Genomic DNA, 23,824 nt, shown 5'->3' with positions numbered 1-23,824 from the left:
CGGCCCTCTTGCTGTCACCGGGAGGTGCGATCGCCAAGGATTGGTGCGCCGCTGGCCTACTCCGGGGATGACGGCTCGTCGCCGGTGGCTGACGATTCGTCGACCTCCTGCACCGTGGCGGGCCGTCGGAGCCGCCGCTTCGCCGGGGTGTCGCCCCGGGCGATGTCGTGATGGCTGAGCACCACCACCTCTCTGGGCCACCATTCGGGATGATGGTCGCGGATGAAGGCCAGCAGCTTCTCCCGGACCCTCGCCTCCGCTTCCCAGGCGCCCATGGCCTCGGGACCCATCAGGTAGAAGGAGATCTCTTGCGTGGCCTCGTGCTGCCCCGTCACGTAACACAACAGCTTGTGGTGCTCGATGACCTGTTCCTCGGCCATCGCGAACTCCTTGAACTTCTCCCTGAGGGTTGCCACATCGGCGCTGAGATGGAGGGTCAGCACGATGGTCCGGTAGAGCTTGGCGTGCTTCGAGGAGAGGTTCTCGTAGGGCTTGGAGACGAAGTACCTCACCGGTACGATCAGACGCCGCTCGTCCCAGGTCCTCAGGCGGATGTAGGTATAGTAGATGGCTTCCACGTAACTCCAGTGGCCCTCGAAGACCACCAGGTCGCCGATGCGGATCGCCTTGGTCAGGGAGACCTGGAAGGAGGCCAGGATGTTGCCGAGCACGGCCTGGCCCGCGACCCCCACCAATACCGTCAAGACACTGGCCGAGGCCAGCAGGGTCATGCCGAGGGACTCGAAGATGCTGACCTGAGCGATCACGAAGACGGCCACGCCCAGCACGGTGACGAGGATCACGGCACGACGCAGCGCATAGAGGGTAGTCAGCAGATTGCGTTCGTCGCGGTGCCTGGTGTCGTCGATCTCGCCCACAAACCGTCGAGACATCCGGATCAGGAAGGCGTCCACGAGCCTCACCGCGATCAGCCCGACGCCCCAGGCCATGATGATGATCAGCACCACCTGCAAGGGGGCGGTGACCACGCCCGAGAAGGCGACCACATAGTCGAGCAGCCACTGCGCATGAAGCGCCATGACAATGAACGCCATTGGCAGCCGGATCATCTGGGCAAAGACGCTGGGGAGTCCCGGGGGCAGGCGGCTCGCCAGCAGGCCCATCAGCCCATGGACGGTCCATCCTACGGCACCGGTGATGAACAGGAAGACCGGGATGGCGACCCACTCCCATATCTTCAGCATGCCGATGGAACTCTGGAAGCGCTCCGGGATATGGCCCTCCAGCCAGGAGGGGCCATATTTTTCGTATAGATCGGGGATCGCAGTGAGCGTCTCTGGGGCAATCAGCCAGACGGCGTCCTGCTCTCCCACTCGGTAACGGGAAACGCGCAGCATATAACTCTGGTCATCGACCTCGAGGGTGGCCAGCTCCACGTCGCGCCGTGGCTCGCCGGCGCGAGATTCCTCCCCGGAAGAGCCCTCGACCATGGCATTCTTGCGCGCAGAAAGGCCGGAGAGGTTGATCCACTCTCCTCGCTGAAGGACGGCGGCGAGCTGCCTGGCCAGAATGGCACCTCGCTCGGCCTGCTCCTCTAGAGTCAGGTCGTTGAGATTGAGGAGATGGGCCGCGACCGCATAGTCTTCCTCTTCGGTCAGCTCCATGAAACTGCGTACCGCATCCCGCGGCGTCTCGCGCTGAACCTCTTCAGGCGGCTCGCCGAGGCCGGCATTCACCGCATCGACGGTGTACCAGCGGGTCTCCTCCTCGTCCTCCTCCTGGGCCGCCCCCAGGCAGGAGACGGCCAGCAGCACCACCAGCAAGAACCAAGCGAGCGGGGTCTTCATAAGCGTCCTTCACGGGTTGTCGGAAACTCCCTGTTCCGGTCGTCGTCACCCCTCCTGGCGCGTCTCCAGCTGGCGGTGCCAGGGCCGCATCGCCAGGATCTCGTCGAACCACTGCAGCGACTCGGGCTCGATGGCCTCCTCCGCCAGCGGTGCCAGCGCCACCGGCTGCCAGCTGCTGGCCTCCAGCGACTCACGCAACCGGGCATAGTCCACCGGGATGTCGGCCGCGGCCTCGTTCGCCTGCAGCTGGCCCAGCGCCTCCAGCAGGTCGCCCATGCCGTTCTCCTGTTCCTCGAGCGGCTTGAACGACTGCACGTAGAGGCGCTCGCCTTCCTGGCCCACCTTCACCGGCATGTCGATGATGTTGACCCGCTCGCCGACCTCGATGCGCGAGAAGAGCGCCTCGATGGTCTCCGGCATCATGCGGATGCAGCCGCGACTGGCACGCATGCCGATGCCGTCCGGACGATTGGTGCCGTGGATCAGGTAGCCCGGGATGTCGAGCATGATGGCGTGCTGGCCCAGCGGGTTGTCCGGGCCGGGCGGCACCACTTCGGGCGGGGGCTCGCCGTTCTCCCTGGCTTCCTGGCGGACCGACTCGGGCGGGTACCAGGCCGGGTCCTTGAGCTTCATGGTGGTCTTGGTCACGCCCAGCGGGGTGTTGAAGCCCTCACGGCCGATGCCGATGGGGTAGGTCTCCACCCGCGGCGTCTCGCCTTCGGCAGTGTCAGGATAGTAGTAGAGACGCAGCTCGGACACGTTGATCACCACCCCCTCGCGTTGCGCCGGCGGCAGGATATAACGCGCCGGGACCACCACCTCGGTGCCCGGGTCAGGGGCCCAGAGGCTGACCTCAGGGTTGGCGTTGCGGATCTCCTCATAGCCGACGTTGTGCTCACGGGCGATGTCGAGCAGTGTCTGCCCCTCGCTCGTCTCGACGGTATAGACCTCGCCGACCATGTTGCCCGTCTCGGGCAGCGGGTAGTGGCCGCGGGGCCACTCCTTCTCGGCCATGGCCGTCACCGGCAGGAGCAGCAGCGCGAGGGACAGGGCCAGGGGGCGGCAGCGCCTGGCCACGGGGGGGGTCACGGAAGCGTTCATGGTGTTCATGGACTCGAGGATGTCGTCGGGGGAAAGGGGGTTGCTTTGAGAACAGTGTTTCATGGCACCCGCGTCACGGCAACCGGGGGCGAGGCAGGCCCGCCACCCGCACGCCGCGAGAGGAGCACCTGCTCACCACTCCTCGCGCAGGACCCGACCGACATCGCGCAGTGTGCGCTCGGCCAACGCCACGTCCGCCACCCCGCGGACACAGGCGACCACCACCAGCCGGTGCTCTTCGGTGTCGGCGATGCCTGCATCGCAGGCCCGGCGTCGCTGGGTCCCGGTCTTGTGGGCGAAGGGGATGGCCGGTCCGAAGCCGGCCTTGAGGCGTCGCTCCCCGCTGCGGGTCCGTGCCATCACGCGAAGCAGCCGCTCGGAGGCCTCGGGACCCAGCGCCTGCCCCTCGGCGAGCGCGGCCAGCAGCTCGGCGAAGCCATCCAGCCGGCCGCTGTTCAGTGCTCCGCCATAGTAGGCGTCGAAGGCGGCATCCAGGGAAGGCAGCCGCCAGGCCGAGCGCGGCACCCCGAGACGGCGAGACAGCCAGTCGAGCCGCGCCTGGTCGGAATCCCGCTTCTGCAGCTCGATGAAGTCGAGTCCGTCCAGGGCGAAGGCCTCGTGGTGCAACTGCGCGTAGACATGCCGACGCACGTCCACCAGGGTGGTGATCGGGCCCAGTCCCTCGGGCACCAGGGCCCGGGCCCGCGTATTGATCGCGGGGAGGCCGAGGTGACGGATCAGCATGTCCGTGGCGGTGTTGTCGCTGACCGTCAGCATCGCCTCGAGCAGCGTCTCGAGCGACAGCCGGGCGCCGGGCGGCGCCCAGTTGGTGGGGCCGGCGCCATCCACGTAGTCGCTCTCGGCCAGCGTCAGCCGCTCGTCGAGGGACAGCGCCCCCGCCTCCACCCGGGCCATCAGCTCGATGGCCACCGGCACCTTGACCAGGGAGGCCAGGTACCAGGGCTCCTCGTCCCGCCAGCCCCGGGTCCGTCCGCTGCCGAGCTCCCGGATGTGCACGCCCAGCTCGCCGGGAAAGCCGGCCTCCAGCGCCGCCAGGCGCGACTCGAGGGGCGCCGCGGCCCCCGGCGCCCCCCACAGCGAGAACAACGCCGCCCCGACCAGGCGAGTGAGCCAGCGCCTCATGATCGCGCCCCGATCCAGCGGGTCAGGGCGATCCAGGCCGCGGTGGCCGGCACCAGCGCCAGGCCGATGCCGAGCACCTGGGGATAGCCGTAGACCTGCCAGGCCTCGAGCAGCAGGCGGAAGACCCCGAAGATCACCACGATATGGAAGATGAAGGCCGCGAGGGCATCCGAACCGACGACCGTGATCGGGCGCAGCCAGGCCGCGGCACGCGCCCCCCCTGTCAGGCAGAGGGCGAGCACCAGCAGCGCCCCGCCGAGGCTGAAGAGCATGAAAGCGAGCGCCGGCGGGTGCTTGCCCGCGTTGCGGGCCACCGCCATCAGCGCCTCGTCGAGACCGGGGAGCGAGACCCCCACGAACCCCAGCAGCATGGCCGCGCCAACCCCGGCCAGGGCTGGCACCAGGCGACGGCGCAGCGCGTCGCGCTCGCGGCAACGCAGCATCCCCTCGCCGATCAGCAGGCCGAGCATCACCAGCGGCAGCCGCGAGAGCTGCCCCCAGGTGTAGTGGTCGTCGTGCTCGACGAGGATCGCCTTGAGCGGCTCGATGCCCCAGAAGGCGAAGTGGCGCTCCAGCCAGCCGGCCAGCAGCGCCACCGCCAGCGGGGCGACCAGCCGCGCCCAGAGCGGCATCCTGCGCCACAGGGGCAGCACCCAGGGGAGCCACAGCAGGGCGATGGCATAGAACCCCAGGATCTCCACCCAGATGGGGAAGCGCTGGTAGAGCAGGGTGTCGAGGATATCCTGCGGGCCGTAGAGCGGCAGCATCTCGACGACGGTCAGCACCTTGTACCAGAACAGCACCTCGACCCCGCGCAGCATCAGCTTCAGGCGCCGCCTGGGCCAGTCGGACGCGTCGGTCTTCGGCAGGAAGGCCACCGCCAGGGCGATGCCGAACACCATGATGAACAGCGACGAGGAAAACTTGGTGAGCAGGTGGATCGGCACCATGCCCCACTCCGGGACCTGACCGATGCCCAGCAGCCCGCTCACCGCATGGCTGACAATCATCAGGGCGATGGCGACGCCCCGGGCCAGGTCGATCGCCTCAATGCGTCCCTGCCCCGCCGGGAGGGAGGGGCACTCCCCCAGACGGACCTGGATCGCCCGCCGCGTTCCGTTCCCTTCTGGCATCACTCGCCCTCCAGCCGCTCGACGCTCTCCAGCGTCAGCCGTCGTCCCTCTCGAGGCGAGAAACGGAAGTGACCCTCGACCCGCACGGCCTCACCCAGGTGGGGGGCGATCCGCTCATGGGGAAATATCTCGACCCGGTTGAGGTCCTCGTCCTCGATCCAGTAGTGCAGCGGGTCCTCGAAGTGGCGCACCACGCCCCAGGTGGCGACCCGGCTGTCGTCATGGGCCGCGGGGTTGTTGGCCAGCACCGGCAGGGGCACCTCGGTGGGCGGCGCCTCCCCGCCACAGCCCGTGAGCAGCAGCCCGGCAAGCAGCGTCGCCGCCAGGCCAGCGGCGCTTCTGCGGTACGGTCTCGTCATGTCTCCCCCGCTGGTCGATGGTCGTCCGCCATGGACGACGCCGGCGCCAGTATCGCCGAAGCGCCGCGGCCCCGTCACCGCCAGGGGTATCTCGCCAGGGTTCTTTTCGCCCACGGGGCCTCGGGGTAGGCTGGGCGGATGCTCATCCACCGAGAGCCGCCGATGTCGCGATCCCGCTCCTTCCCCGTCCGCTCCCTCTGCGTCGGAACCGCCCTGGCCTGGCTGGCGCCGCTCGCCGCCCTGGCCGATGACTGCCCTGTCCCTGGCCAATGGCAGGTCGCCGGCGGCGAGACGCTGACCACCACCGGACTGATGGCGGAACTCGCCGGGACCGACGTAGTGCTGCTTGGCGAGCAGCATGACCGCCTCGACCACCACCGCTGGCAGCTCCACACCCTGGCCGCCCTGCATGCCCATCGCCCGGAGATGGTGATCGGCCTGGAGATGCTGCCTCGCGAGGCCCAGCCGGCGCTGGACGCCTGGGTGGCCGGCGAGCTCGACGAGGCGGCCTTCCTCGAGCAGAGCGACTGGCGCCGGGCCTGGGGCTTCGACCCCGACCTCTATCTGCCGATCCTCCACTTCGCACGCATGCAGCGGATCCCGCTGCTGGCGCTCAACGTCACCCCCGAGCTGCGTGGCCGCCTGGCCAGCGAGGGGTGGGCGGCGGTGCCCGAGCAGGAGCGCTTCGGCATCACGCCGCCGGCCCCGGCCCAGCCCGCCTACCGTGCGTCGCTTGAGGCGATCTACGCCGAGCATGCCGACCGCGACCAGGACCCGGCGAACCTCGAGCGCTTCATCGCGGCCCAGCTGGTCTGGGACCGCGCCATGGCCTCCGCCCTGGTCGATGCCGCCGCGGACGGCCCTCTGGTGGCAGGGCTGTTGGGCGAGGGCCACCTGGCCGACGGCGACGGCGTGCCCTACCAGCTCGACGACCTGGGCCTGGGCAACCACCGCAGCCTGCTCCCCTGGGCGCCGGGCCCCGACTGCCAGCTGCCTGCGGCGAAGGCCGATGCCCGCTATGTGCTGGGCGACGAGTCCGCCTTCCAGCCGCCCGACCCGCCGCGGCTGGGCGTGCTGATCGGCGAGCACGCGGAGGGCGTGCTCGTCCAGGGCATCGCGCCCGAGAGCGTGGCCGAGGCGGCCGGCCTTGCCGAGGGGGACGTCATCGTCAGCGCCGCCGGGCTGCCCATGGCGGTACCCGCCGACCTGACCGCCGTGATTGGCCGCCAGGCCCCCGGCACCCTGCTGCCGCTGGAGATTCGTCGCGACGGCGAGCGCCAGGAGGTGCTGGCGCGCTTCCCGCCCGCCGCAAGCTGAGCGCCCGGTGCGGCGAGCCGCTGCCCTCCCTCGGGAACCCCGCCGCCGGGCGGGAACGGCTATGCTGAAGGCATGGAGCGCACCATCGACGCAAGGGAGGCAATCACCTTTGTTCCCGGCCCGACGTGGCCGAAGGAGGAAGTGTCATGAGCATGCCCATGACGATACGGGAGTACCTCCGAGCCTGTGACATCGACTTCGAGGAGGTGCCCCACCCGCGCGAAGTGACGACCAGCCGCATCGCCCAGCAGGCCCATATCGCCGGCAACCAGCTGGCCAAGGCGGTCATGCTGCATGGCGATACGGGCTACCGCCTGGCCGTGCTCCCGAGCACCCGCGACGCCGACCTCGAGCGGCTCTCGGCGCTCTTCCACGAGAAGGTCGAGCTCGCCTCGGAGGACGAGATCGCCGACTGCTTCAAGGATTGCGACCCCGGCGCCACCACCCCGGTGGGTCAGGCCTACGGCCTTCAGGTCTACATCGATGACCTGCTGCGCCACCAGCCCGACATCTACTTCGAGGCCGGTGACCACGAGACCCTGGTGCACATGAGCGGCAGCGAGTTCGACCGCCTGATGACCGCCAGCCCACACGGCCAGATCAGCCGCCACCACTGACAAGCCACCTGGAGGCGAGACGGGCCACGACCGGCAGGGTCGCGGCCCGTCGACGTTCTCGCAACCGAAGGCCACGACAGGCATCATGGGCGCCCCTGACCCATCCATCGTCCGCGAGGATCACCACCGCCGATGAGAATCCTGATTCGTACCTTCTTCCGCGGCCTGCGCCTGGTGCTGGCGCCGGTCATGCTGGTCTCCGAGAAACTCTCTACCCCCCAGGCCGTCGAGCGCAGCCCGGAGGCACAGGCCCGGGTCGACGAGGCGTGCCGTAACCTGGCGCTCTACCAGTTCCGGACCTGCCCGTTCTGCATCAGGGTGCGCAAGGAGATCGCCCGCCTGGGCCTGGACATCGAGCTGCGCGATGCCCAGCTCGACCCCGACCACCGCCGCGCGCTTGCCGAGGGCGGCGGGCGGGTCAAGGTGCCCTGCCTGAAGATCGCCCACGACGACGGCCCGGACGAGTGGCTCTACGAGTCCGACGAGATCAACGCCTGGCTACATCGCCGCTTCGCCACGGCCGACGCCCAGGCCGCCTGACCCCGCCGCGCCCGAGAGGGCGCATCGGCGACGCCCGGCGGGCGGGACGGCACTTGCCCTGCGCCGGGTGGCCGCCTACACCTTGAGGATGGACACCCTTCCGGCACGCCCCGCTTCCGGTCGCGGTCCGCTGGCCGTCGTCCGCTTCCTGGGCCTGGTGCTCCTGGGGGCCCTCGTCGGCGCCGTCGCCGCCCTCGCCGCCGTGGCCTTCGTCAGCGCGGTGCTGGTGCTCAATGAGCTGCTGCTGATCTCGCCGCGCAGCCGCATGATGTTCGACCACCCCGGCCTGCTGCTGGCCGCCACGATCGCGGTGCCCGCGCTGGGTGGCCTGGTGGTCGGGCAGTTGCACCGCACGATCCCCGAACGGCGCCCCCATGCGCCCGCCGACGTGATCGCCGCGGTACAGACCCGCCGCGGCCGGCTGCCGGCCCGGGCCGGGGGCATCTCGGCGCTGAGCGCGCTGATCTCGCTTGGCACAGGGGCCTCGGTGGGGCAGTACGGCCCCCTGGTGCACCTGGGCGCCACCCTGGGCTCGCTTGGCGCCCGGCTGCTGCGCCTGGGGCGCTCCGACGACAACATCACCATCGCCTGCGGGGTGGCCGCGGCCATCGCCACCGCCTTCAATGCCCCCCTGGCGGGTATCGTCTTCGCCCACGAGGTGGTGCTGCGCCACTACGCGCTGCGCGCCTTTGCCCCGGTGGCCGCGGCGGCGCTCGTCGGCTACGTGATCGCCACCAGCGTGCTCGAGCGCGGCGCCCTCTTCCACGTCGCCGACACCGCCGTGCCTCGCCCCTGGGAGTTCGTGGCCTTCCTCGCCATCGGCGGCCTGGGGGCCCTGGTCGCCGGGGCCTACATGCACGCCATCCTCGGTGTCACGCGCCTGGCCGGCACCCTGCCGCTCGCCCCGCCGCTGCGCCCCGTCCTGGCCGGCGCCCTGCTGGGGATCACCGCCCTCTGGGTCCCTGACATCCTCGGCATGGGCCAGGAGACCCTGCGCTTCGCCACCATCGCCGGCGCCTTCGGCAGCGCCGAACTGCTGCTGGTGCTGATGCTGAAGATCGCCGCCACGGGGCTCTGCCTGGGCATGGGCTTCAGCGGCGGAGTGTTCAGCCCGGCGCTGGTCATCGGCACCCTGTTCGGCGCCCTCTGCGGGAGCCTGGTCGGCCAAGTCAGCGGTGCGCCTCAGGAGACCTTCGTCTTCTATGCCGTGTGCGGCATGGTGGCGGTGACCTCGCCGGTGATCGGCGCGCCCCTGACCAGCCTGCTGATCGTCTTCGAGCTGACCGGCAGCTATGCACTGACCACCGCCGCCCTGGCCAGCGTGACCCTGGCCAGCCCCATCGCCGCCCAGCTCTTCGGCCGCTCGCTGTTCGACATCCAGCTCGAGCGCCGCGGCCTGGACCTCTCCGCCGGGCGCGGGCGAGCCGTGCTGCGCACCACTCCGGTGACCGAGTACCTGACCGACGACTGCGTGACCCTTCACCCGCGGACCCCGGTGGCCGAGGCGGTGACCGCCCTCTGCAGAGCCCGCCATGGCGAGGGCTACCTGGTCGATGGCCGGGGACGCTACCTGGGCTGCGTGGGCCTGGCCGACCTGGAGGCCGCGCGGGAGGCGGTGACGGGGCCGGCGCGGGTCGGCGAGGTGGCGACCCTGGCGCGACCGGTGTTGCAGCCGGACACCTCGCTGTGGGACGCCATGGCCGAGCTGCAGGACGTCACCGGCGAGGCCCTGCCGGTGGTCGACCCCGCCGCGGATGACGCCTTCCAAGGCGTGGTCTTCGAGTCGAGCATCGCCCGCGCCTACCTGGCCCACAGCGACGAACTGAGGCGTGAGGAACATGGCACGGGATAAGCGCAGCCGGTGGTTGGCGAGCGCACCGAAGTTGACGCTACTGGGGCTGGCGCTGTTCGCCGCCGTACCCGGACAGGCGGACGACGACACCCTCACCGTGCTGAGCTGGGGCGGGGCCTACGAGCGCGCCCAGCAGGCCGCCCTCTTCTCCCCCTATACCGCCGCCACCGGCACGCGCATCGAGGTGGGCCAGTACGACGGGGGGCTCGAAGGCCTGCGCCGCGCCATGGCCGAGGGGGAGGTGCCCTGGGACCTGATCGACATGACCCGCAGCGAGGCCATGGCCGCCTGTGCGGAGGGGATGCTCGAGCCGCTCTCGCCCGCGCTGCTGGCGCCGGCCCCGGACGGCACGCCGCCGGAGGAGGACTTCCTCCCGGATTCCTTCGGGCGCTGCGCCATCACCCACAGCATCTTCGCCACCGTGGTCGCCTACCGCCCCGATGCCTTCCCCGGCAAGCGCCCCGACAGCATCGCGGACCTGTTCGACCAGCAGCGCTTCCCCGGGCCCCGGGCGCTGCAGCGCACCCCGGCAGTCAATCTGGAATGGGCGCTGCTCTCCTATCGCGTGCCTCACGAGGAGCTCTATGGCCTGCTGAGCACCCGGCGCGGCCTGGACCTGGCGCTGGCGCGCCTCGACGAGCTGGAGGAGATCCGCTGGTGGGAGGCCGGCGACGCCCCGCCGCGGCTGCTGGCCGAGGGCGAGGTGGTGATGGCCTCGGGCTACAACGGCCGCTTCTTCGATGCCATGGTCAACCGCGGGGCACCCATCGAGATCCTCTGGGACGGCCAGGTCCAGGAGCACGAGACCTGGGCGATCCCCCGCGGCGCCCCGCATCCCGAGGCGGCCCGCGACTTCCTGCGCTTCGCCACCACCACCGAGCGCCTCGCTGACCTGGCGCGCCACATTCCCTATGGCCCGGCCCGTCGCTCGGCGGCGGTCCTTGTCACTACCCACCCCGACAGCGGCGTGGACATGCGCCTGCACATTCCCACCCATCCGCTGAATGCCGAACGCGCCCTGGCCAAGGACGAAGCGTGGTATGCCCGCACCCTGGGGCGCATCCACGACTACTTCCGGACCTGGCTGGCCAGGCGGGAGGCGGAGTGACGCCCTCCGACCACCTCACTCGTCGAGGGTCTCCCCCGTGCCGCCCATCTCGGCGGGCACGTCGCGCATCTTGGGCAGGCCATCGGCAATGCGCAGCACCGACTCCTGATAGTGGACATGCAGGGCCGGTTCGAAGGTCAGGTCGGGGAGGATCGCCGCATAGACATCGACCAGCCCCATATCGGGATGCTCGGTCAGCACATGCCCGCCGCAGCTTCGGCACCACTGGCGCAGACTGGCCGGCGTCCTGTGGTAGCTGCCCAGCGTGTCGGCCCCCTGCACCACGTCCACCGCCGCCGGCTTCCACAGCGTGAAGGCGTTCACCGGGCCCGCCGACCAGTGGCGGCAGTCCTCGCAGTGGCAGTAGCCCATGGCCTCCGGCTCGCCGGTTACCCTCAGCTGGACGGCACCGCAGAAACAGGCGCCGTGATAGGTCTTGGCATCGCTCATGTCACACCTCCCGGGCGGGTTCCTCCGAACAAGGGAATTCCCTGCAGTGTAGAAGCTCTCTCTAGCCCCGCGAGGCCCGAAGGAGCAGGTTGCGCGGGGTCAGTTCGCGCGCGCAGAAGGTGCCGAGCTCGACCCTGAAGCCCGCCTCCTCGAGGCGTCGCTGGCGGTCCAGCACCAGCCACACCTCCAGCGGGCGCCGGAAGAGGTGGCGGACCAGCTCCAGCCGGGTGACCTCGGCCTGGCGGCGCTGGCCTTCCTGCTCGAAGGCGCGCCAGTCGATGCCCGCCGGCAGGGCCAGCCTCTTGCGCTCGGCCGCCCAGCGGCAGAAGCCGGCGAAGCTCTCGGGCATCCGGCCATAGGCGAGGCTCGGCACCGGCAGGTAGGCATCCCGGCCCCGTACCTGGCGCTGCAGGGCATCGAAGCCCAGCCGCCAGGCATTGGCTCGCTCGCGATGGCGGCGCACGTGGCGCGGGGCGGTCACGGTCTCCTGCACCGCCATGGCCAGGTCCTCCCGGGAGAGCGACAAGCCATGGGCGACGGCCAGCTCGCGTCCCCGCCGCGAGAACGGCCGATAGTGCGCCCAGGCGGTGCGATGATAGCAGCAGGGCGCCAGGGTCACGGCGCTGCCCTGCTCGGCGGCCAGCTCGATCAGCCGCCCGTGCAGGTCACCGCAGGCATGCAGGGCCGCCACCTGGGTGTCCGCCGTGAGCCAGCGGGCGGCATCGGGTGCCAGCACGTCCTGCCGTACCAGCTGCACCCGGGCCCCCTGTCGCTCGGCCAGCGCCTGACCGTCGTGGCAGAGCGCGGCCTGCCACTCCAGGCCGGTGACCTCGCGGTCGAGATGGCGGGACAGGGTGCGGGACAGGTGGCCCTTGCCCGCGCACCATTCCAGCAGCGAGGCCCTTGGCAGTGCAGCCATCCGGGGCACGAAGGCCGCGACCTGCTGCCACTTGCGCCCACCCATGTGCTCGGCCCACTGCGCCGACAGGCAGGGCCCTTCGCCGGGCAGCTCGGGGAGCTCGACCAGGGCCGCGAGCTCTGCCACCGGCAGGCGCTCGGCCAGGGGGGAGGCGGTGAAGGGGTCGGCCTGCAGCCGCGCGCACTCGGCGTCATCGAGTGAGCGCAGGCTGTCGACGAGGTCGGGATGCGCCTCGGCCCAGGGAGGCCGGCGATGCTGGAACGGCATCGGCCGCCACAGCGGCTGCCACTCGGCCAGCAGCGCGGTCAACCGTGCGAAGCGCTCGGCATGGGAGGGGGACTCGGGCATGGTGTATCAGTCTCGGAACAGGGGCGCATTGTAGGGGCTTCGCGGCCGGCTTGCATGGCCGGGCCCCAGGCGACAGAGTGCGGGATGCACCCTCCGAGCGTCCTCGAACCCGACCGCCCACCTGCCTGGAGCCCCGCCGATGCCCGCCTCTCCCGATGCCTCCCCCCGCAGCGTGCTGGTCACCGGCTGCTCCAGCGGTATCGGCCATGCCGCTGCCCATGCCCTGGCCGGACGCGGCTGGCGGGTCTTCGCCACTGCCCGACGCGAGACGGACCTGGCCAGGCTGCGCAACGCGGGCCTCGAGGCCGTGGCGCTGGAGCTGGACGACAGCGCCTCGATCGACGCCTGCGTTGCGCAGGTGCTGGAAGCGACCGGCGGACGGCTCGATGCCCTGTTCAACAACGCCGCCTACGGCCAGCCCGGGGCCGTGGAGGATCTCGGCCGCGAGGTGCTGCGTGCCCAGCTGGAGACCAATCTGCTCGGCACGCATGAACTCACCTGCCGGGTGCTGCCGGCGATGCGCCGCCAAGGACACGGGCGCATCGTGCAGAACAGCTCGGTCCTGGGCCTGGCCGCCCTGCCCTATCGTGGCGCCTACGTCTGCTCCAAGTTCGCCCTGGAGGGGCTGACCGACACGCTGCGTCTGGAGCTGAGCGGCAGCGGCATCCACGTCAGCCTGATCGAGCCGGGGCCCATCACCAGCCGCTTTCGCGAGAATGCCTACCGCGCCTTCAAGGCGCATATCGATACCGCCCACAGCGCCCATGCCGACACCTATCGCGCCGTCGAGGCACGGCTGGCCGGCGACGACGGCGGCGGGCGCTTCACCCTCGGCGCCGAGGCGGTGGTCGACAAGCTGGTGCATGCCCTGGAGAGCTCGCGTCCCAGGGCGCGCTACTATGTGACCCTGCCGACCCACCTGATCGGCACCCTCAGGCGCCTGCTCGGCACCCGGGCCCTGGACAGGGTGCTGCTGCGCTCGACCCGCGACGAGCGGCAGCCCTGAGGGCACGTCGAACTGTACGAACCCGGTAGCCAGCCACAGAAGTAACGACTTCCCCCTGGGAGCGCACGGTCCAGCGTTCCGGCTTGCGGCGCGATGGAGCTGGGTGCTCTTTGCCGGGGAGGCCTGCGGCCTCCAATCGCGACACGAGTGTCGCTCCCACAGGTAGGCTGAGTGCCCATTGCCGGAGAGACCTTCGCCTCTTCAGATGGTATTGCGCAGCCCCAGCTCGTAGGGATGCGGGTCCAGGTAGGTCTGCTCGCGGACATAGTCAGAGCCGTGGCGCTTCACGTAGTGGTTGAGCAGGCGTATCGGCACCACCAGGTGCACGTGCCCCAGGCGATAGTCCTCGATGGCCGCCAGCAGGTCCTGGCGGGTCTCGCCGTCCACCGCCTCCCTGAGGTAGCCCAGCACGTGCATCAGCGCATTGGCGTGGGTCTTGCGGGTCGCCGGCCGGCCCACCGACGCCATGAAGCGCTGCAGGTAGTGGGCCATGGCCTCCTCCAGCGGGAGCTTGCTCGACTCGGCCAGGTAACGCCCCAGTTCGCGATAGGCCTCCACGTGATGGGCCATCAGCAGGTACTTCTGGCGGCTGTGGAACTGCAGCAGGGCATGATAGCTGGGGGCGGCTTCCACTCGGCGCTTCCAGTCATCGAAGGCGTAGACCCGGGTGATGAAGTTCTCGCGCAGCACCGGGTCATTCATGCGCGCCTCTTCTTCCAGCGGCAGCTCCGGGAAGTGGCGGCGCAGGGCGCGCACGAAGGCGCCCGAGTCGGCATGGCTGGGCATGCCGTTGGGGTGGTAGACCTTGACCCGCTCCAGCCCGCAGCTCGGCGACCCCTTCATCAGGATGAACCCGCGCAGGTGGCGGTGGCTGGCGGCAAAATCCGCGCTGACCTCACCCAGCCGCTCGGTGACATCGAGGCCGGGATCCCGGGTTCCCTGCACGCGGGGCTCCTCGCCCTGTAGCCCGACCAGCCGGATGGGATCGCGGGGCACGCCGAGACCGGCCTCGAGCTCGGGGCAGAAGGGCTCGAAGGCGAAGCGGTCCTGGAGGACCTCCAGACAGTAGCGGGAACGCTTGTGCCCGCCGTTGTAGCGCACCTGCTCGCCCATCAGGCAGGCGCTGATACCCACCGGAATCAAGTCACCGCTGGCCGCCTGATCCGCCATTGCCGCTCGCCTCCTCTCAGACATGCATCCCTCGCCGTGCATCGCTTGCCGGGTGCTTCCCCCGGCACACCCAATCGGGCAGCGCCATTGTGGCACAGCCGTAGCGTAGTGCCAGTCCCGGCGACTAGCGTTCCAGGCCCAGGCGCCGGTGCCACTCGGCGAGGCTCTCCTCGGGATAGCCGGCGAAGCACCTGTCGTTGTCGCGAGCCTCGACCCAGGTGGCCTTGCTGTCGAGCAGCAGGTGGACCCGCTCGGGCGGGACCGGCAACTCGCTGTCGATCGCCGAGGCGAAGGGATGCACCAGCTCGGGCCAGCTGGGATCGAAGACCCACAGCGCGCTGGCACAGCGACCGCAGAAGTGGCGCTCGCCCGGGCTCTCCTCGCCGTCGATCACGGCATGGTAGACCCGCGTATGCTCGGCGCCCACCACCTCGAGGGTCTCGGCGCGGGCCCCCAGGTTGATGGCGTAGCCGCCACCGCCGGCGGTCTTGCGGCAGATCGAGCAGTAACAGCGCTGATAGGGATAGGGGTGGGGTGAGTCGACGCGAAAGTGCACCGCGCCGCAGTGGCAGGAACCTTCGAGCAGCATGACGATACCTCGCTTGAGAACACGGGCATGTGGGCCATCGGCCTCCGGCAGGACCGGGCACGCCCGGTGAGCGTCGTGGGTTGGCCCCTGGTTGACGGTTCACCCGGGGCGTGGCGGGTAGGATGCTTGCCAAGCCGGACCCAGCCCCTCAGGATGACCATCCTGACCGATTGGTGCAACGCAGTAGCGGCAGCGAATGACACGATAACGCCAGGACAGGGACGACCGCATGGACCTGAACAACCGCGACCTCGCCCTGCAGGCGATCCTGCTGATCCTGCTGGCCGGCAGCCTGCTGATGGGCCTTGGCGGCCTGCTGCTCGACCTCTTTCCGCGGTTCCCCATGCCGCCGCAGCTGGACATCAGTCTGGACGGCTCGCTCGCCATCCTGATGATCGGGGGCGGACTGACCGGCGTGGTGCGCGGCAACCGCTGCTGCCGGGTCGCGGCGTTGCTGGGCATGTTGGCCCTCGGCGGCTACAGCCTGGGGCACAACCTCCTGGCGGGAGCCGAGGACGACGGCCTCTCCTGGCTGACCGGCCGGCGACGGCTGCACACGACCCCGGCGCTGCTGACCCTCCTGGTGGCGCTGTGCTGCGCGGTAGGGATCGCAAGTGAGTGGCGGCGTCGCGTCTGGCGCACGGCCGGCGGACTGGCCCTGGTGCTCGGCCTGCTGGGGGTGGCGGCCCTGCTGGGCCCCGGCACGCCCCCCCTGCTCGCCTGGCTGGCCCACGACTTCACTATGCTGGGGGCCCTGTTCAGCGTAGTGCTGGGGGCCGGCATGCTGATCATCGCCGACCACCACAGCCGTCCCATCCTGGCCCTGCCACGCCACGCCGTCACCGTCGGCGTGACCGGCGTCGTCCTGAGCATGGCCCTGTGGCTGCTGGGCAGCTGGACCCAGCACAACGAGCAGCTGGCCAGCGCCGAGAAGCTGGCCGGCAACCTGGCGATGAACCTCGAGGAGGTCACCCGCTCGCGAGCCGAGCTCATCCAGCGCATGGCCAAGCGCTGGCAGGCGGCCGGCGGCCTGCCCGAGACGCAGGTCCGCGAGGAGGAGGCGCGCAACTACTTCAAGGACGAGGCAAGCCTGCAGGCCCTGGCGTTCCTCGACGGCGAGAAGCAGTCGCTGTGGCGCCGCGGCCGGCACCCCGGAGCCCTGCTGTGGCTGATGGACCGGCTGGTGGAGCCGGAGACCCTGGCCTGGCTGCGCGAGGTCGAGCGCCAGGGCAGCGAGATGGCCTGGCGCTTCCCCGACCCCGCAAGGCCTCGGATGGTGACACTGGCCGTGCGCGCCAGCGGCAACAGCGACCAGCTGATGCTGGCGGTCCTCGACCTCGACGTGCTGATCCACGAGACGATGCGCCGCAACACCGGCGACTTCCGGGTCACCATCGCCGGCGCCGGGCAGCCGATCAGCGTGCTGCCGCCCCCGTCGCCGAGCGATGGCTGGCACCCCCTGGCCACCGCCGAGGCCCGCCTGCCCGACGGCCCCCGGCTCACCCTGACCGCCGCCGCCACTCCCCCGCTGTTCGCCTCGCTGCATGGCATCCTGCCCCTCGGGGCCGGTCTGGTAGGGCTGCTGCTCACCTACCAGCTGATCATCGGCCGCTCGCTGGTGGCGATCCGCGACGAGCAGGCCCGCGCCCTGAGCACCAGCGAGCAGCGCTTCCGGTCGCTCTTCACCCAGCACCCGGATGCGGTGTTCGCCATGGACCGCCATGGGACCTATCGCAGCCTGAACCCCATGACCCAGGCCATCATCGGGATGGGGGAGCGCGACTGGCGGGGCCTGACCTTCCGGGACATCGTGCACGAGGACTCGACGTCTTCCATCGACCTGCAGCGCGTGGAGGCCGGCTTCCAGACGGCCGCCAGCGGCCGGCCGCACAGCCTGACCATGCGCTACCACCGCCAGGACGCCCCGCCCCAGGACCTGGAGGTGACTTTCCTGCCGATCCTGGTGAACGGGCAGGTCGACGGCGTCTTCGGGATCGCCAAGAACATCAGCGAGCGCATTGCCGCCGCCGAGCGCCAGCGCATCCTGGAACGCAGCCTGGAGGCCAGCAGCAACGCCGTGGTCATCACCGACGCCCGGCAGCCGGGCCACCCGGCGGTCTACGTCAACCCCGCCTTCACCCGCATCACCGGCTACCTGGCCCGGGACGTGCTGGGCCAATCGCCACGCTTCCTGGGAGGACCGGACACCGACGCCCGGGATGTCGCGCAGATCCGCGCCGCGCTGGCCGAGGGACGCACCCTCTCGATCACGTTGCGTGCCCACCGCCGCGACGGCTCGCCGTTCTGGAATCAGGTCTTCCTATCGCCGGTTCATGATGACGACGGCGTGGTGACCCACTTCGTGGCCATCATGAACGACATCTCCGAGCGCAAGGAGCAGGAGAACCAGCTGGCCTACCAGGCCACCCACGACGCCCTCACGGGGCTCGCCAACCGCGCCCTGTTCGGCGACCGCCTGGTCCACGACGTCGCCCTGGCCCGGCGCCATGCGCAGATCCTGGCGGTGCTGTTCATCGACCTGGACGAGTTCAAGCCGATCAACGACACCCTGGGTCACAAGGTGGGTGACCAGTTGCTGATCAGTGTCGCCCGGCGCCTGGCCACGGGACTGCGCGTCAGCGACACCCTGGCCCGCTTCGGCGGCGACGAGTTCGTGCTGCTGCTGCCGGACCTCGACCATCCCGGCGAGGCCGAGGAGGTGGCCGAACGCCTGCTGCTTCAGCTGAGCCGCCCCCACAAGGTCAACGGCCATGAGCTGCATATCTCGGCGAGCATCGGTATCGCCCTCAACGACGAACCCCGGCAGGACCCCGAGAAGCTCCTGCAGCATGCCGACATGGCCATGTACAAGGCCAAGCAGCAGGGGCGCAACGCCTTCCAGTGCTATACCGGCGATCTGGACAGCAAGCTCTCCCTGCGGGTGATGCTGCGCAACGAGTTGCAGGAGGCCATCGATCACGACCAGCTGGTGCTGCACTATCAGCCGCTGCTCGATGCCGCCGGTCGCGTCGACGGTCTGGAGGCGCTGGTGCGCTGGCGCCACCCCGTCAAGGGGTTCATCTCCCCCGCCGACTTCATCCCGCTCTCCGAGGAGACCGGCCAGATCATTCCGCTGAGCCGCTGGGTGATGGCGCAGGCCTGCCGCGACGCCCGAACCCTTGTCGACCAGGGGCTGCTCGCGGGACGCATGGCCGTCAATCTCTCGCCGATGCAGTTCCACCGGCCGAGCTTCCTGGCCACCCTGAGGGGGGTCCTGGACGAGACCGGCCTGCCGGCCTCGCATCTGGAGCTGGAGCTCACGGAGGGCATCCTGATGCGCGATACCGAGGGCGCCATCGACATCCTCAATGCCCTGAACGGCATGGGTATCAGCACCGCCATCGACGACTTCGGCACCGGTTTCTCGAGCCTGGGCTACCTGCGCACGCTGCCCATCGACAAGATCAAGATTGACCGGACCTTCGTCAAGCACGTGACCGAAAGCGACAAGGATGCCGCCATCTGCCAGGGGGTCATCACCCTGGCCCGCGAGCTCGACCTGAGGGTGGTAGCCGAGGGGATAGAGACCCACGACCAGCACGACTACCTGAGGCATCACGGCTGCGAGGTCTTCCAGGGCTACCTGTTCGCCCGGCCGATGCCCCTGGACGCGCTGGTCGAGTGGCTGGAGGCGCATCCGCGGCCGTGAGGGGCATCGCGCTGTTTCACACGCCTCGGGATAGATTGATGCCGGTCAAGGGGGAACGCCCCTGGCGGACTATGCTGGAGGACAGGTCACCACCGCGGACTCGGCGCCACGGTGATCAGGCATAACGCGCCAGCAATGTGAATCCACAGGAGATGCCTCATGAACCTTCGCAAGCAGTCGCTCGCCATCGGACTGGCCATGGCCGTGGGGACAGGCGCCAGCGGCACCGCCCTCGCCCAGGGGATGATGGACAACGACCAGGACGGCCAGGGCTATGGCCAAGGCCAGGGCCAGATGGGTCCCGGCATGATGGGACCGGGCTACGGTCGGGGCCAGGGCCAGATGGGCCCCGGCATGATGGGTCCGGGCTATGGTCAGGGTCAGGGCCAGATGGGGCCCGGCATGATGGGACCGGGCTATGGTCAGGGTCAGGGCCAGATGGGCCCCGGCATGATGGGTCCGGGCTATGGTCAGGGCCAGGGCCAGATGGGGCCCGGCATGATGGGTCCGGGCTATGGTCAGGGCCAGGGCCAGATGGGGCCCGGCATGATGGGTCCGGGCTACGGTCAGGGTCAGGGCCAGATGGGCCCCTGCATGATGGGTCCGGGCTATGGTCAGGGCCAGGGCCAGATGGGCCCCGGCATGATGGGGCCGGGCTATGGTCAGGGTCAGGGCCGGATGGGCCCCGGCATGATGATGGGTCCGGGCTATGGTCAGGGTCAGGGCCAGATGGGCCCCGGCATGATGATGGGTCCAGGCTATGGTCAGGGTCAGGGCCAGATGGGCCCCGGCATGATGATGGGTCCGGGCCAGATGGGACCCGGCATGATGGGATTCGGCCAGGGGGGCTTGTATCAGCTGTTCGATGAGGAGCAGCGCAGCGCCGCACGCGAACTGATGCAGGAACAGCGTCCCGCCCGGGTCGAACGCATGAACCGGATGATGGAGTTGCGCGAGGAGATGTTCAGCTTGATGCAACAGGAGCGCCCCGATCCCGACGAGGTGCAGACGCTGCATACCCGCATGGCCGAGTTGCAGGGCGAGATGATGGCCGATCAGCTGCGCCTGCATCATCAGATGCAGGACCTGCTCACCGACGAGCAGCGTCAGCAGCTGCGGGAGGCCATGCCCTACCGCCGGTAACGCCCAGCCCGAGGCGACAGCCGGCCGTGAACGCGCCGTCGTGAAAGGGAGCCGGGGGCGCGCTCGGGTATCACGAGCCAACTGGCCGCTTTCCGCCGGGCACGGCAGGAGAGCGGCGAGCCCCGAAGGACAGGCCGCTGATCAAGGGCCCTGAGCCCGCCAGGATTCATGACACGGCATCGGGAATGCGATGGTGGCGATGGACGCTTGTTGGTATCGTCTGCGCGCCAATCATCCACCCGGAGTCACCATGTCACAGAAGATCTACTGCATCGCCAGCTTCAAGCCCAAGCCCGGCCGGGAGGCTGCCGTCTTCGAGGCACTGCAGGCCCTCGAGCCGAATGCCCACCGCGAGGACGCCTGCCTGCAGTACACCGTGACTCGCCACATCGACAACCCCTTTGCCCAGGGTACCGGCTATCCCATCGTCTTCCACGAGATCTGGGCCAACCGAGCGGCCTTCGAGGCGCACTGCCAGCGTCGTGAGATACGTGAGTTCTTTGCCCGCCAGGTCGAGGACCCGAACGGCGACATCGAGGATGCCAACGTCTGCGTCTATAGCGACGAACCGGCTGATTTCGACGCTCCCGCGCTATGAAGGGCGTCAGCTCGCGGCGAGAGGGCCGAGCAACCTCTCGGACTGGCTTGCACCGCCTAGCCGCTTCAGCCCGGCCCACAGGGTCACCTGGTTGGCGGTGAGCACCACGCGGCCGGCCTCGCGGCTCAGGGCCTCGCGCAGGAACAGCGAGTTGACCGCCGTATCGGGCACCAGCAGCGGCCGCGAGGCGTCGGGGTAGCGGGCGCAGAAGCGACACACCTCAGCCAGGATGTCGGCGCGGTGGGAATCGGCAGCATAGGGGCAGTCCAGTGTCTTGTCGTTGACCACGCTGACGCCTCCCTCACGCAGGAAGCTCACCAGCCGCAGGGTCACCTCGTCCGGATAGGGGCTGAGCAGGTCCACCCGGGTGTGGCCGAGGGCGGCCAGCGCTTCATGAAAGGCCAGCGCCGTGCTGGTAACCGGCACGCCCAGCCGGGACGCCAGGGCCGCACTCTGTTCCCTGGCCCAGTCGAGCCCGCCGATGAAGCTGGCGCTGTTGCAGGCCCATACCACGGCCTTGGCACCGCTCTCCTCCACCAGGGTCCGGCCCACCGGCGCCAGCCGCTCCACCTCGCCGAGCGCCAGCAACGCCGTCAGCGCATGGTGGCCGTCGCTCGCCACCTTGCCCACCTGGATCCGCGGCAGCCCGCTTACCTCGTCGCCGAGGGTATACCACTCGTAGTCATCCGGTCCGTCGTCGGGCAGCAGGATGCCCAGGCAGGATTCTGGCGACATGCGATGACCTCCCGGTCTGGCTGTTGACGTTGCACAACTGGTCAAGCCTAGGCTATCGCAGTTCCCCCAGCGCCTGGCAATGCCCCTTAAGGCTCACGGCGGTCACGCTCAGAGGAACTCACGTGTGGCATCCAGTACCCGGCCGTCGACCGTGCGCTGCAGCTTGTCCTCGATCTCGCTGCACAGCGACTCCACGTCCCGCGAGGTGGAGCCCACCACCACGAAGGTCCACTCGCTGGCTTCGTGGCGGTCAAGGTCGCCGCTCTCGCAGACCGCAATCGACGGATGGCGTCCGAATCGCTCGTGCAGGCCGCCCATGCGCTGGCGCTTCTCCTTCAGCGAGCGGCACCCCGGCAGGGCGATCCTGAGGGTGAGGACGGCGATATGCATAAAGGACTCCTCTGGCCTGCAGGGGCATCTTCCCGGGGAGACGCCTGGCACACCGGGCGTCTATCCAGACTGAGGGCAGCATAGTAGTCTTTTCCCGTCGCCGGCCCCGACGGGGGGACGATCACGCCAGGAGACCCCATGATCCGCCTCCATCACTGTGTCAGCGCCCGCTCCTTCTGCCCCCTCTGGATGCTCGAGGAACTGGGGTTGCCCTATGAGCTGATCCTGCACGACTTCCCGCCGCGGGTGCACGGCGAGGCCTTGCTGGCGATCAATCCGCTGGGCACCGTGCCCGCCTTCCTGGACGGCGAGGTGTGCATGACCGAGTCGGCGGCCATCTGCCAGTATCTCGCCGCCCGCCATCCCGAGGCCGGCCTGGACGTGACCTGCCAGGATCCCGCCTATGGCGACTACCTCAACTTCCTGCACTTCGGCGAGGCGACCCTGACCTTCCCGCAGACCCTGGTGCTGCGCTACGGCCAGTTCGAGCCCCCGGAGCGCCGCCTGCCCCAAGTGGTGGAGGACTACAGCCGGTGGTTCCTGTCCCGGCTGCGGACCCTGGAGCCCCGGCTCGCGACACGGCGCTGGCTCTGTGCCGAGCGCTTCACCGCCGCCGACGTCTCGGTGGGCTACGCCCTGCTGCTGGCCAGCCACCTGGGGCTGGAGGAACGCTTCAAGCCGAACGTGCGCGACTACTGGGCGCGCCTCCAGGCACGCGAGGCCTTCCGGCGTACCCTGGAGGCCCAGCATGACGCCGCCGTGGCCCAGGGCGTCTCGCCGACGGCGGCCATGGCGCTCCGCTGACCGGTAAGCCACCGGCAGGCTAGACCTTCCAGGGAATCGGCGGCGGCATCAGCCGCTCGCCGTCATACTCGGGGACGCTGCCGAAGCGCTCGCCGCCGGCTTCCCATTCGCGCTGGGCCTCGGCGATCTCGGCCCTGCTGTGGCCGACGAAGTTCCACCAGATCACCACCTCCTCGCCGAGCGGTTCGCCACCCAGCAGCAGCGCCCTGGCGCCCGCCGGCAGCGTCAGCTCCAGCGTCTCCCGTCCACGCCCCAGGTAGGCCAGCTCGTCGGCGGCGAACGTCTCGCCGTCCAGCGTCACCTCCCCTTCCAATGGCAGCACGGCATATTCGAACGCGTGGCGCAGCCCCAATCGCAGGGTGGCCGCCGCCTCGGCGGCGAGGTCCAGCCCCACCAGCGGCGAGAAGGACAGCGTGGGGGCCCGGCGCCCGGCGAACTCCCCGACCAGCAGGGTCAAGGCCACGCCCTGGTCACGCCACACCGGCAACTCGGGGTAATGGTCGAAGCGCGGCGTCGTGTGACGCTGGGCGAAGGGCAGCGCGATCCACAGCTGGGCGGCATGCAGTTGCGGATCCTCCAGCAACGACTCCTCGGTATGGCTGATGCCGCGCCCCGCCGTCATCAGGTTGACCTGCCCCGGGCGGATCACCTGCTCGCTACCCAGGCTGTCGCGATGCAGCACACGCCCCGCGATCATCCAGGTAAAGGTCTGCAGGCCGATATGCGGATGCGGCCCCACGCGCATGCCGCGGCTTTCGCCCTTGAACACCACCGGCCCAGCGTGGTCGAGGAAGCACCAGCCGCCCACCAGGCGCCGTTGCCGCGACGGCAGTACCCGGTGGATCGGGATGCCGCCGACCTCGGCGCGGCGCGATGACACATGCTGCAGTTCTCGCCGCCCCTCGACCACGGGGCAGTCCAGCGAGGATGACGGGGTCGCATCCTTGATCATGTTGCTCATGGGAAGGTCCTCCGGGCCCAGCGA

General features: G+C 69.8%; 22 protein-coding genes. 10 read left to right on the top strand and 12 right to left on the bottom strand.

Features of this window, described 5'->3' with window-relative positions; genetic code table 11:
• Positions 1-56: 56 nt before the first annotated feature.
• The 5 genes from QLQ83_RS14750 to QLQ83_RS14730 form a co-directional block, all read right to left on the bottom strand.
• Complete coding sequence (locus QLQ83_RS14750) at positions 57-1,808, bottom strand: mechanosensitive ion channel family protein (RefSeq protein WP_282736275.1); 1,752 nt, start codon at positions 1,806-1,808, stop codon at positions 57-59.
• Positions 1,809-1,853: 45 nt separating this feature from the next.
• Positions 1,854-2,909, bottom strand: a complete 1,056-nt coding sequence (locus QLQ83_RS14745; RefSeq protein ID WP_407650044.1) for a L,D-transpeptidase family protein — start codon at positions 2,907-2,909, stop codon at positions 1,854-1,856.
• A 132-nt stretch (positions 2,910-3,041) separates the two neighbouring features.
• Complete coding sequence (locus QLQ83_RS14740) at positions 3,042-4,052, bottom strand: serine hydrolase (RefSeq protein ID WP_282736273.1); 1,011 nt, start codon at positions 4,050-4,052, stop codon at positions 3,042-3,044.
• Positions 4,049-5,185 (bottom strand): heparan-alpha-glucosaminide N-acetyltransferase domain-containing protein, encoded by a 1,137-nt coding sequence (locus tag QLQ83_RS14735; protein ID WP_282736272.1) that lies wholly within the window; start codon positions 5,183-5,185, stop codon positions 4,049-4,051. The genes QLQ83_RS14740 and QLQ83_RS14735 overlap by 4 nt, the downstream gene beginning before the upstream one ends.
• Positions 5,185-5,544, bottom strand: a complete 360-nt coding sequence (locus QLQ83_RS14730) for a hypothetical protein (protein ID WP_282736271.1) — start codon at positions 5,542-5,544, stop codon at positions 5,185-5,187. The genes QLQ83_RS14735 and QLQ83_RS14730 overlap by 1 nt, the downstream gene beginning before the upstream one ends.
• A 162-nt stretch (positions 5,545-5,706) precedes the next feature.
• Here QLQ83_RS14730 and QLQ83_RS14725 point away from each other — a divergent pair, with 162 nt between their 5' ends.
• From QLQ83_RS14725 to QLQ83_RS14705, 5 genes are all read left to right on the top strand, one after another.
• Complete coding sequence (locus QLQ83_RS14725; protein WP_282736270.1) at positions 5,707-6,861, top strand: ChaN family lipoprotein; 1,155 nt, start codon at positions 5,707-5,709, stop codon at positions 6,859-6,861.
• Between the two features lie 146 nt (positions 6,862-7,007).
• Positions 7,008-7,478 (top strand): aminoacyl-tRNA deacylase, encoded by a 471-nt coding sequence (locus QLQ83_RS14720; protein WP_282736269.1) that lies wholly within the window; start codon positions 7,008-7,010, stop codon positions 7,476-7,478.
• Between the two features lie 132 nt (positions 7,479-7,610).
• A complete protein-coding gene (locus QLQ83_RS14715; RefSeq protein WP_282736268.1) occupies positions 7,611-8,018 on the top strand; it encodes a glutaredoxin family protein in 408 nt (135 codons plus the stop codon).
• A gap of 88 nt (positions 8,019-8,106) precedes the next feature.
• The gene (locus QLQ83_RS14710; protein ID WP_282736267.1) at positions 8,107-9,870 is read left to right on the top strand and encodes a chloride channel protein; all 1,764 of its coding nucleotides are present in this window, start codon (positions 8,107-8,109) and stop codon (positions 9,868-9,870) included.
• Positions 9,857-10,978 carry an extracellular solute-binding protein gene (locus tag QLQ83_RS14705; protein WP_282736266.1) on the top strand — a complete coding sequence of 374 codons (1,122 nt, stop codon included), beginning with the start codon at positions 9,857-9,859 and terminating at the stop codon, positions 10,976-10,978. The genes QLQ83_RS14710 and QLQ83_RS14705 overlap by 14 nt, the downstream gene beginning before the upstream one ends.
• Positions 10,979-10,993: 15 nt before the next feature.
• Here QLQ83_RS14705 and QLQ83_RS14700 read toward each other — a convergent pair whose 3' ends face one another.
• The gene (locus tag QLQ83_RS14700) at positions 10,994-11,428 is read right to left on the bottom strand and encodes a GFA family protein (protein WP_282736265.1); all 435 of its coding nucleotides are present in this window, start codon (positions 11,426-11,428) and stop codon (positions 10,994-10,996) included.
• Between the two features lie 61 nt (positions 11,429-11,489).
• Entirely contained in the window at positions 11,490-12,695 is a 1,206-nt protein-coding gene (locus QLQ83_RS14695) for a methyltransferase (RefSeq protein WP_282736264.1), read from the bottom strand.
• Between the two features lie 139 nt (positions 12,696-12,834).
• Between QLQ83_RS14695 and QLQ83_RS14690 the strand changes: the two genes are divergently transcribed.
• Positions 12,835-13,701 (top strand): SDR family oxidoreductase, encoded by an 867-nt coding sequence (locus tag QLQ83_RS14690; protein ID WP_282736263.1) that lies wholly within the window; start codon positions 12,835-12,837, stop codon positions 13,699-13,701.
• A 201-nt stretch (positions 13,702-13,902) separates the two neighbouring features.
• Here QLQ83_RS14690 and QLQ83_RS14685 read toward each other — a convergent pair whose 3' ends face one another.
• The gene (locus QLQ83_RS14685; RefSeq protein ID WP_282736262.1) at positions 13,903-14,871 is read right to left on the bottom strand and encodes a YbgA family protein; all 969 of its coding nucleotides are present in this window, start codon (positions 14,869-14,871) and stop codon (positions 13,903-13,905) included.
• A 124-nt stretch (positions 14,872-14,995) separates the two neighbouring features.
• Positions 14,996-15,460, bottom strand: a complete 465-nt coding sequence (locus QLQ83_RS14680; RefSeq protein WP_282736261.1) for a GFA family protein — start codon at positions 15,458-15,460, stop codon at positions 14,996-14,998.
• Positions 15,461-15,689: 229 nt separating this feature from the next.
• On the opposite strand from QLQ83_RS14680, the gene QLQ83_RS14675 reads away from it, so the two are divergent.
• From QLQ83_RS14675 to QLQ83_RS14665, 3 genes are all read left to right on the top strand, one after another.
• Positions 15,690-19,169 carry a putative bifunctional diguanylate cyclase/phosphodiesterase gene (locus tag QLQ83_RS14675; protein ID WP_282736260.1) on the top strand — a complete coding sequence of 1,160 codons (3,480 nt, stop codon included), beginning with the start codon at positions 15,690-15,692 and terminating at the stop codon, positions 19,167-19,169.
• A gap of 159 nt (positions 19,170-19,328) precedes the next feature.
• Positions 19,329-20,312, top strand: coding sequence for a Spy/CpxP family protein refolding chaperone (locus tag QLQ83_RS14670; RefSeq protein ID WP_282736259.1), 984 nt, complete (start codon positions 19,329-19,331; stop codon positions 20,310-20,312).
• 250 nt (positions 20,313-20,562) lie between these two features.
• A complete protein-coding gene (locus tag QLQ83_RS14665; protein ID WP_282736258.1) occupies positions 20,563-20,910 on the top strand; it encodes a putative quinol monooxygenase in 348 nt (115 codons plus the stop codon).
• 6 nt (positions 20,911-20,916) lie between these two features.
• On the opposite strand, the gene QLQ83_RS14660 is transcribed toward QLQ83_RS14665, so the two are convergent.
• On the bottom strand, positions 20,917-21,645 hold the full coding sequence (locus tag QLQ83_RS14660; protein ID WP_282736257.1) for an aspartate racemase/maleate isomerase family protein: 729 nt from the start codon (positions 21,643-21,645) through the stop codon (positions 20,917-20,919).
• Between the two features lie 108 nt (positions 21,646-21,753).
• Positions 21,754-22,035: a DUF503 domain-containing protein gene (locus QLQ83_RS14655; RefSeq protein WP_282736256.1), complete on the bottom strand. Its 282-nt coding sequence runs from the start codon at positions 22,033-22,035 to the stop codon at positions 21,754-21,756.
• Positions 22,036-22,173: 138 nt separating this feature from the next.
• Here QLQ83_RS14655 and QLQ83_RS14650 point away from each other — a divergent pair, with 138 nt between their 5' ends.
• Complete coding sequence (locus QLQ83_RS14650; RefSeq protein WP_282736255.1) at positions 22,174-22,839, top strand: glutathione S-transferase family protein; 666 nt, start codon at positions 22,174-22,176, stop codon at positions 22,837-22,839.
• A gap of 19 nt (positions 22,840-22,858) precedes the next feature.
• Here the strand turns inward: QLQ83_RS14650 and QLQ83_RS14645 are convergent, their stop codons facing one another.
• Positions 22,859-23,800 (bottom strand): pirin family protein, encoded by a 942-nt coding sequence (locus tag QLQ83_RS14645; RefSeq protein ID WP_282736254.1) that lies wholly within the window; start codon positions 23,798-23,800, stop codon positions 22,859-22,861.
• Between the last annotated feature and the right edge of the window lie 24 nt (positions 23,801-23,824).

It is taken from the genome of Halomonas rhizosphaerae, from assembly GCF_030010555.1.
Classification (GTDB): domain Bacteria; phylum Pseudomonadota; class Gammaproteobacteria; order Pseudomonadales; family Halomonadaceae; genus Halomonas; species Halomonas rhizosphaerae.
This window is presented reverse-complemented; position numbering and strand designations above follow the sequence as displayed.

Coding starts and splice junctions, on each gene's coding strand:
- QLQ83_RS14655 (WP_282736256.1), bottom strand. CDS start 22,035: ATGCATATCGCCGTCCTCACCCTCAGGATCGCCCTGCCGGGGTGCCGC.
- QLQ83_RS14720 (WP_282736269.1), top strand. CDS start 7,008: ATGAGCATGCCCATGACGATACGGGAGTACCTCCGAGCCTGTGACATC.
- QLQ83_RS14645 (WP_282736254.1), bottom strand. CDS start 23,800: ATGAGCAACATGATCAAGGATGCGACCCCGTCATCCTCGCTGGACTGC.
- QLQ83_RS14650 (WP_282736255.1), top strand. CDS start 22,174: ATGATCCGCCTCCATCACTGTGTCAGCGCCCGCTCCTTCTGCCCCCTC.
- QLQ83_RS14675 (WP_282736260.1), top strand. CDS start 15,690: ATGGACCTGAACAACCGCGACCTCGCCCTGCAGGCGATCCTGCTGATC.
- QLQ83_RS14680 (WP_282736261.1), bottom strand. CDS start 15,460: ATGCTGCTCGAAGGTTCCTGCCACTGCGGCGCGGTGCACTTTCGCGTC.
- QLQ83_RS14745 (WP_407650044.1), bottom strand. CDS start 2,909: ATGAACGCTTCCGTGACCCCCCCCGTGGCCAGGCGCTGCCGCCCCCTG.
- QLQ83_RS14715 (WP_282736268.1), top strand. CDS start 7,611: ATGAGAATCCTGATTCGTACCTTCTTCCGCGGCCTGCGCCTGGTGCTG.
- QLQ83_RS14740 (WP_282736273.1), bottom strand. CDS start 4,052: ATGAGGCGCTGGCTCACTCGCCTGGTCGGGGCGGCGTTGTTCTCGCTG.
- QLQ83_RS14705 (WP_282736266.1), top strand. CDS start 9,857: ATGGCACGGGATAAGCGCAGCCGGTGGTTGGCGAGCGCACCGAAGTTG.
- QLQ83_RS14670 (WP_282736259.1), top strand. CDS start 19,329: ATGAACCTTCGCAAGCAGTCGCTCGCCATCGGACTGGCCATGGCCGTG.
- QLQ83_RS14700 (WP_282736265.1), bottom strand. CDS start 11,428: ATGAGCGATGCCAAGACCTATCACGGCGCCTGTTTCTGCGGTGCCGTC.
- QLQ83_RS14725 (WP_282736270.1), top strand. CDS start 5,707: ATGTCGCGATCCCGCTCCTTCCCCGTCCGCTCCCTCTGCGTCGGAACC.
- QLQ83_RS14710 (WP_282736267.1), top strand. CDS start 8,107: ATGGACACCCTTCCGGCACGCCCCGCTTCCGGTCGCGGTCCGCTGGCC.
- QLQ83_RS14660 (WP_282736257.1), bottom strand. CDS start 21,645: ATGTCGCCAGAATCCTGCCTGGGCATCCTGCTGCCCGACGACGGACCG.
- QLQ83_RS14690 (WP_282736263.1), top strand. CDS start 12,835: ATGCCCGCCTCTCCCGATGCCTCCCCCCGCAGCGTGCTGGTCACCGGC.
- QLQ83_RS14695 (WP_282736264.1), bottom strand. CDS start 12,695: ATGCCCGAGTCCCCCTCCCATGCCGAGCGCTTCGCACGGTTGACCGCG.
- QLQ83_RS14730 (WP_282736271.1), bottom strand. CDS start 5,544: ATGACGAGACCGTACCGCAGAAGCGCCGCTGGCCTGGCGGCGACGCTG.
- QLQ83_RS14685 (WP_282736262.1), bottom strand. CDS start 14,871: ATGGCGGATCAGGCGGCCAGCGGTGACTTGATTCCGGTGGGTATCAGC.
- QLQ83_RS14750 (WP_282736275.1), bottom strand. CDS start 1,808: ATGAAGACCCCGCTCGCTTGGTTCTTGCTGGTGGTGCTGCTGGCCGTC.
- QLQ83_RS14665 (WP_282736258.1), top strand. CDS start 20,563: ATGTCACAGAAGATCTACTGCATCGCCAGCTTCAAGCCCAAGCCCGGC.
- QLQ83_RS14735 (WP_282736272.1), bottom strand. CDS start 5,185: ATGCCAGAAGGGAACGGAACGCGGCGGGCGATCCAGGTCCGTCTGGGG.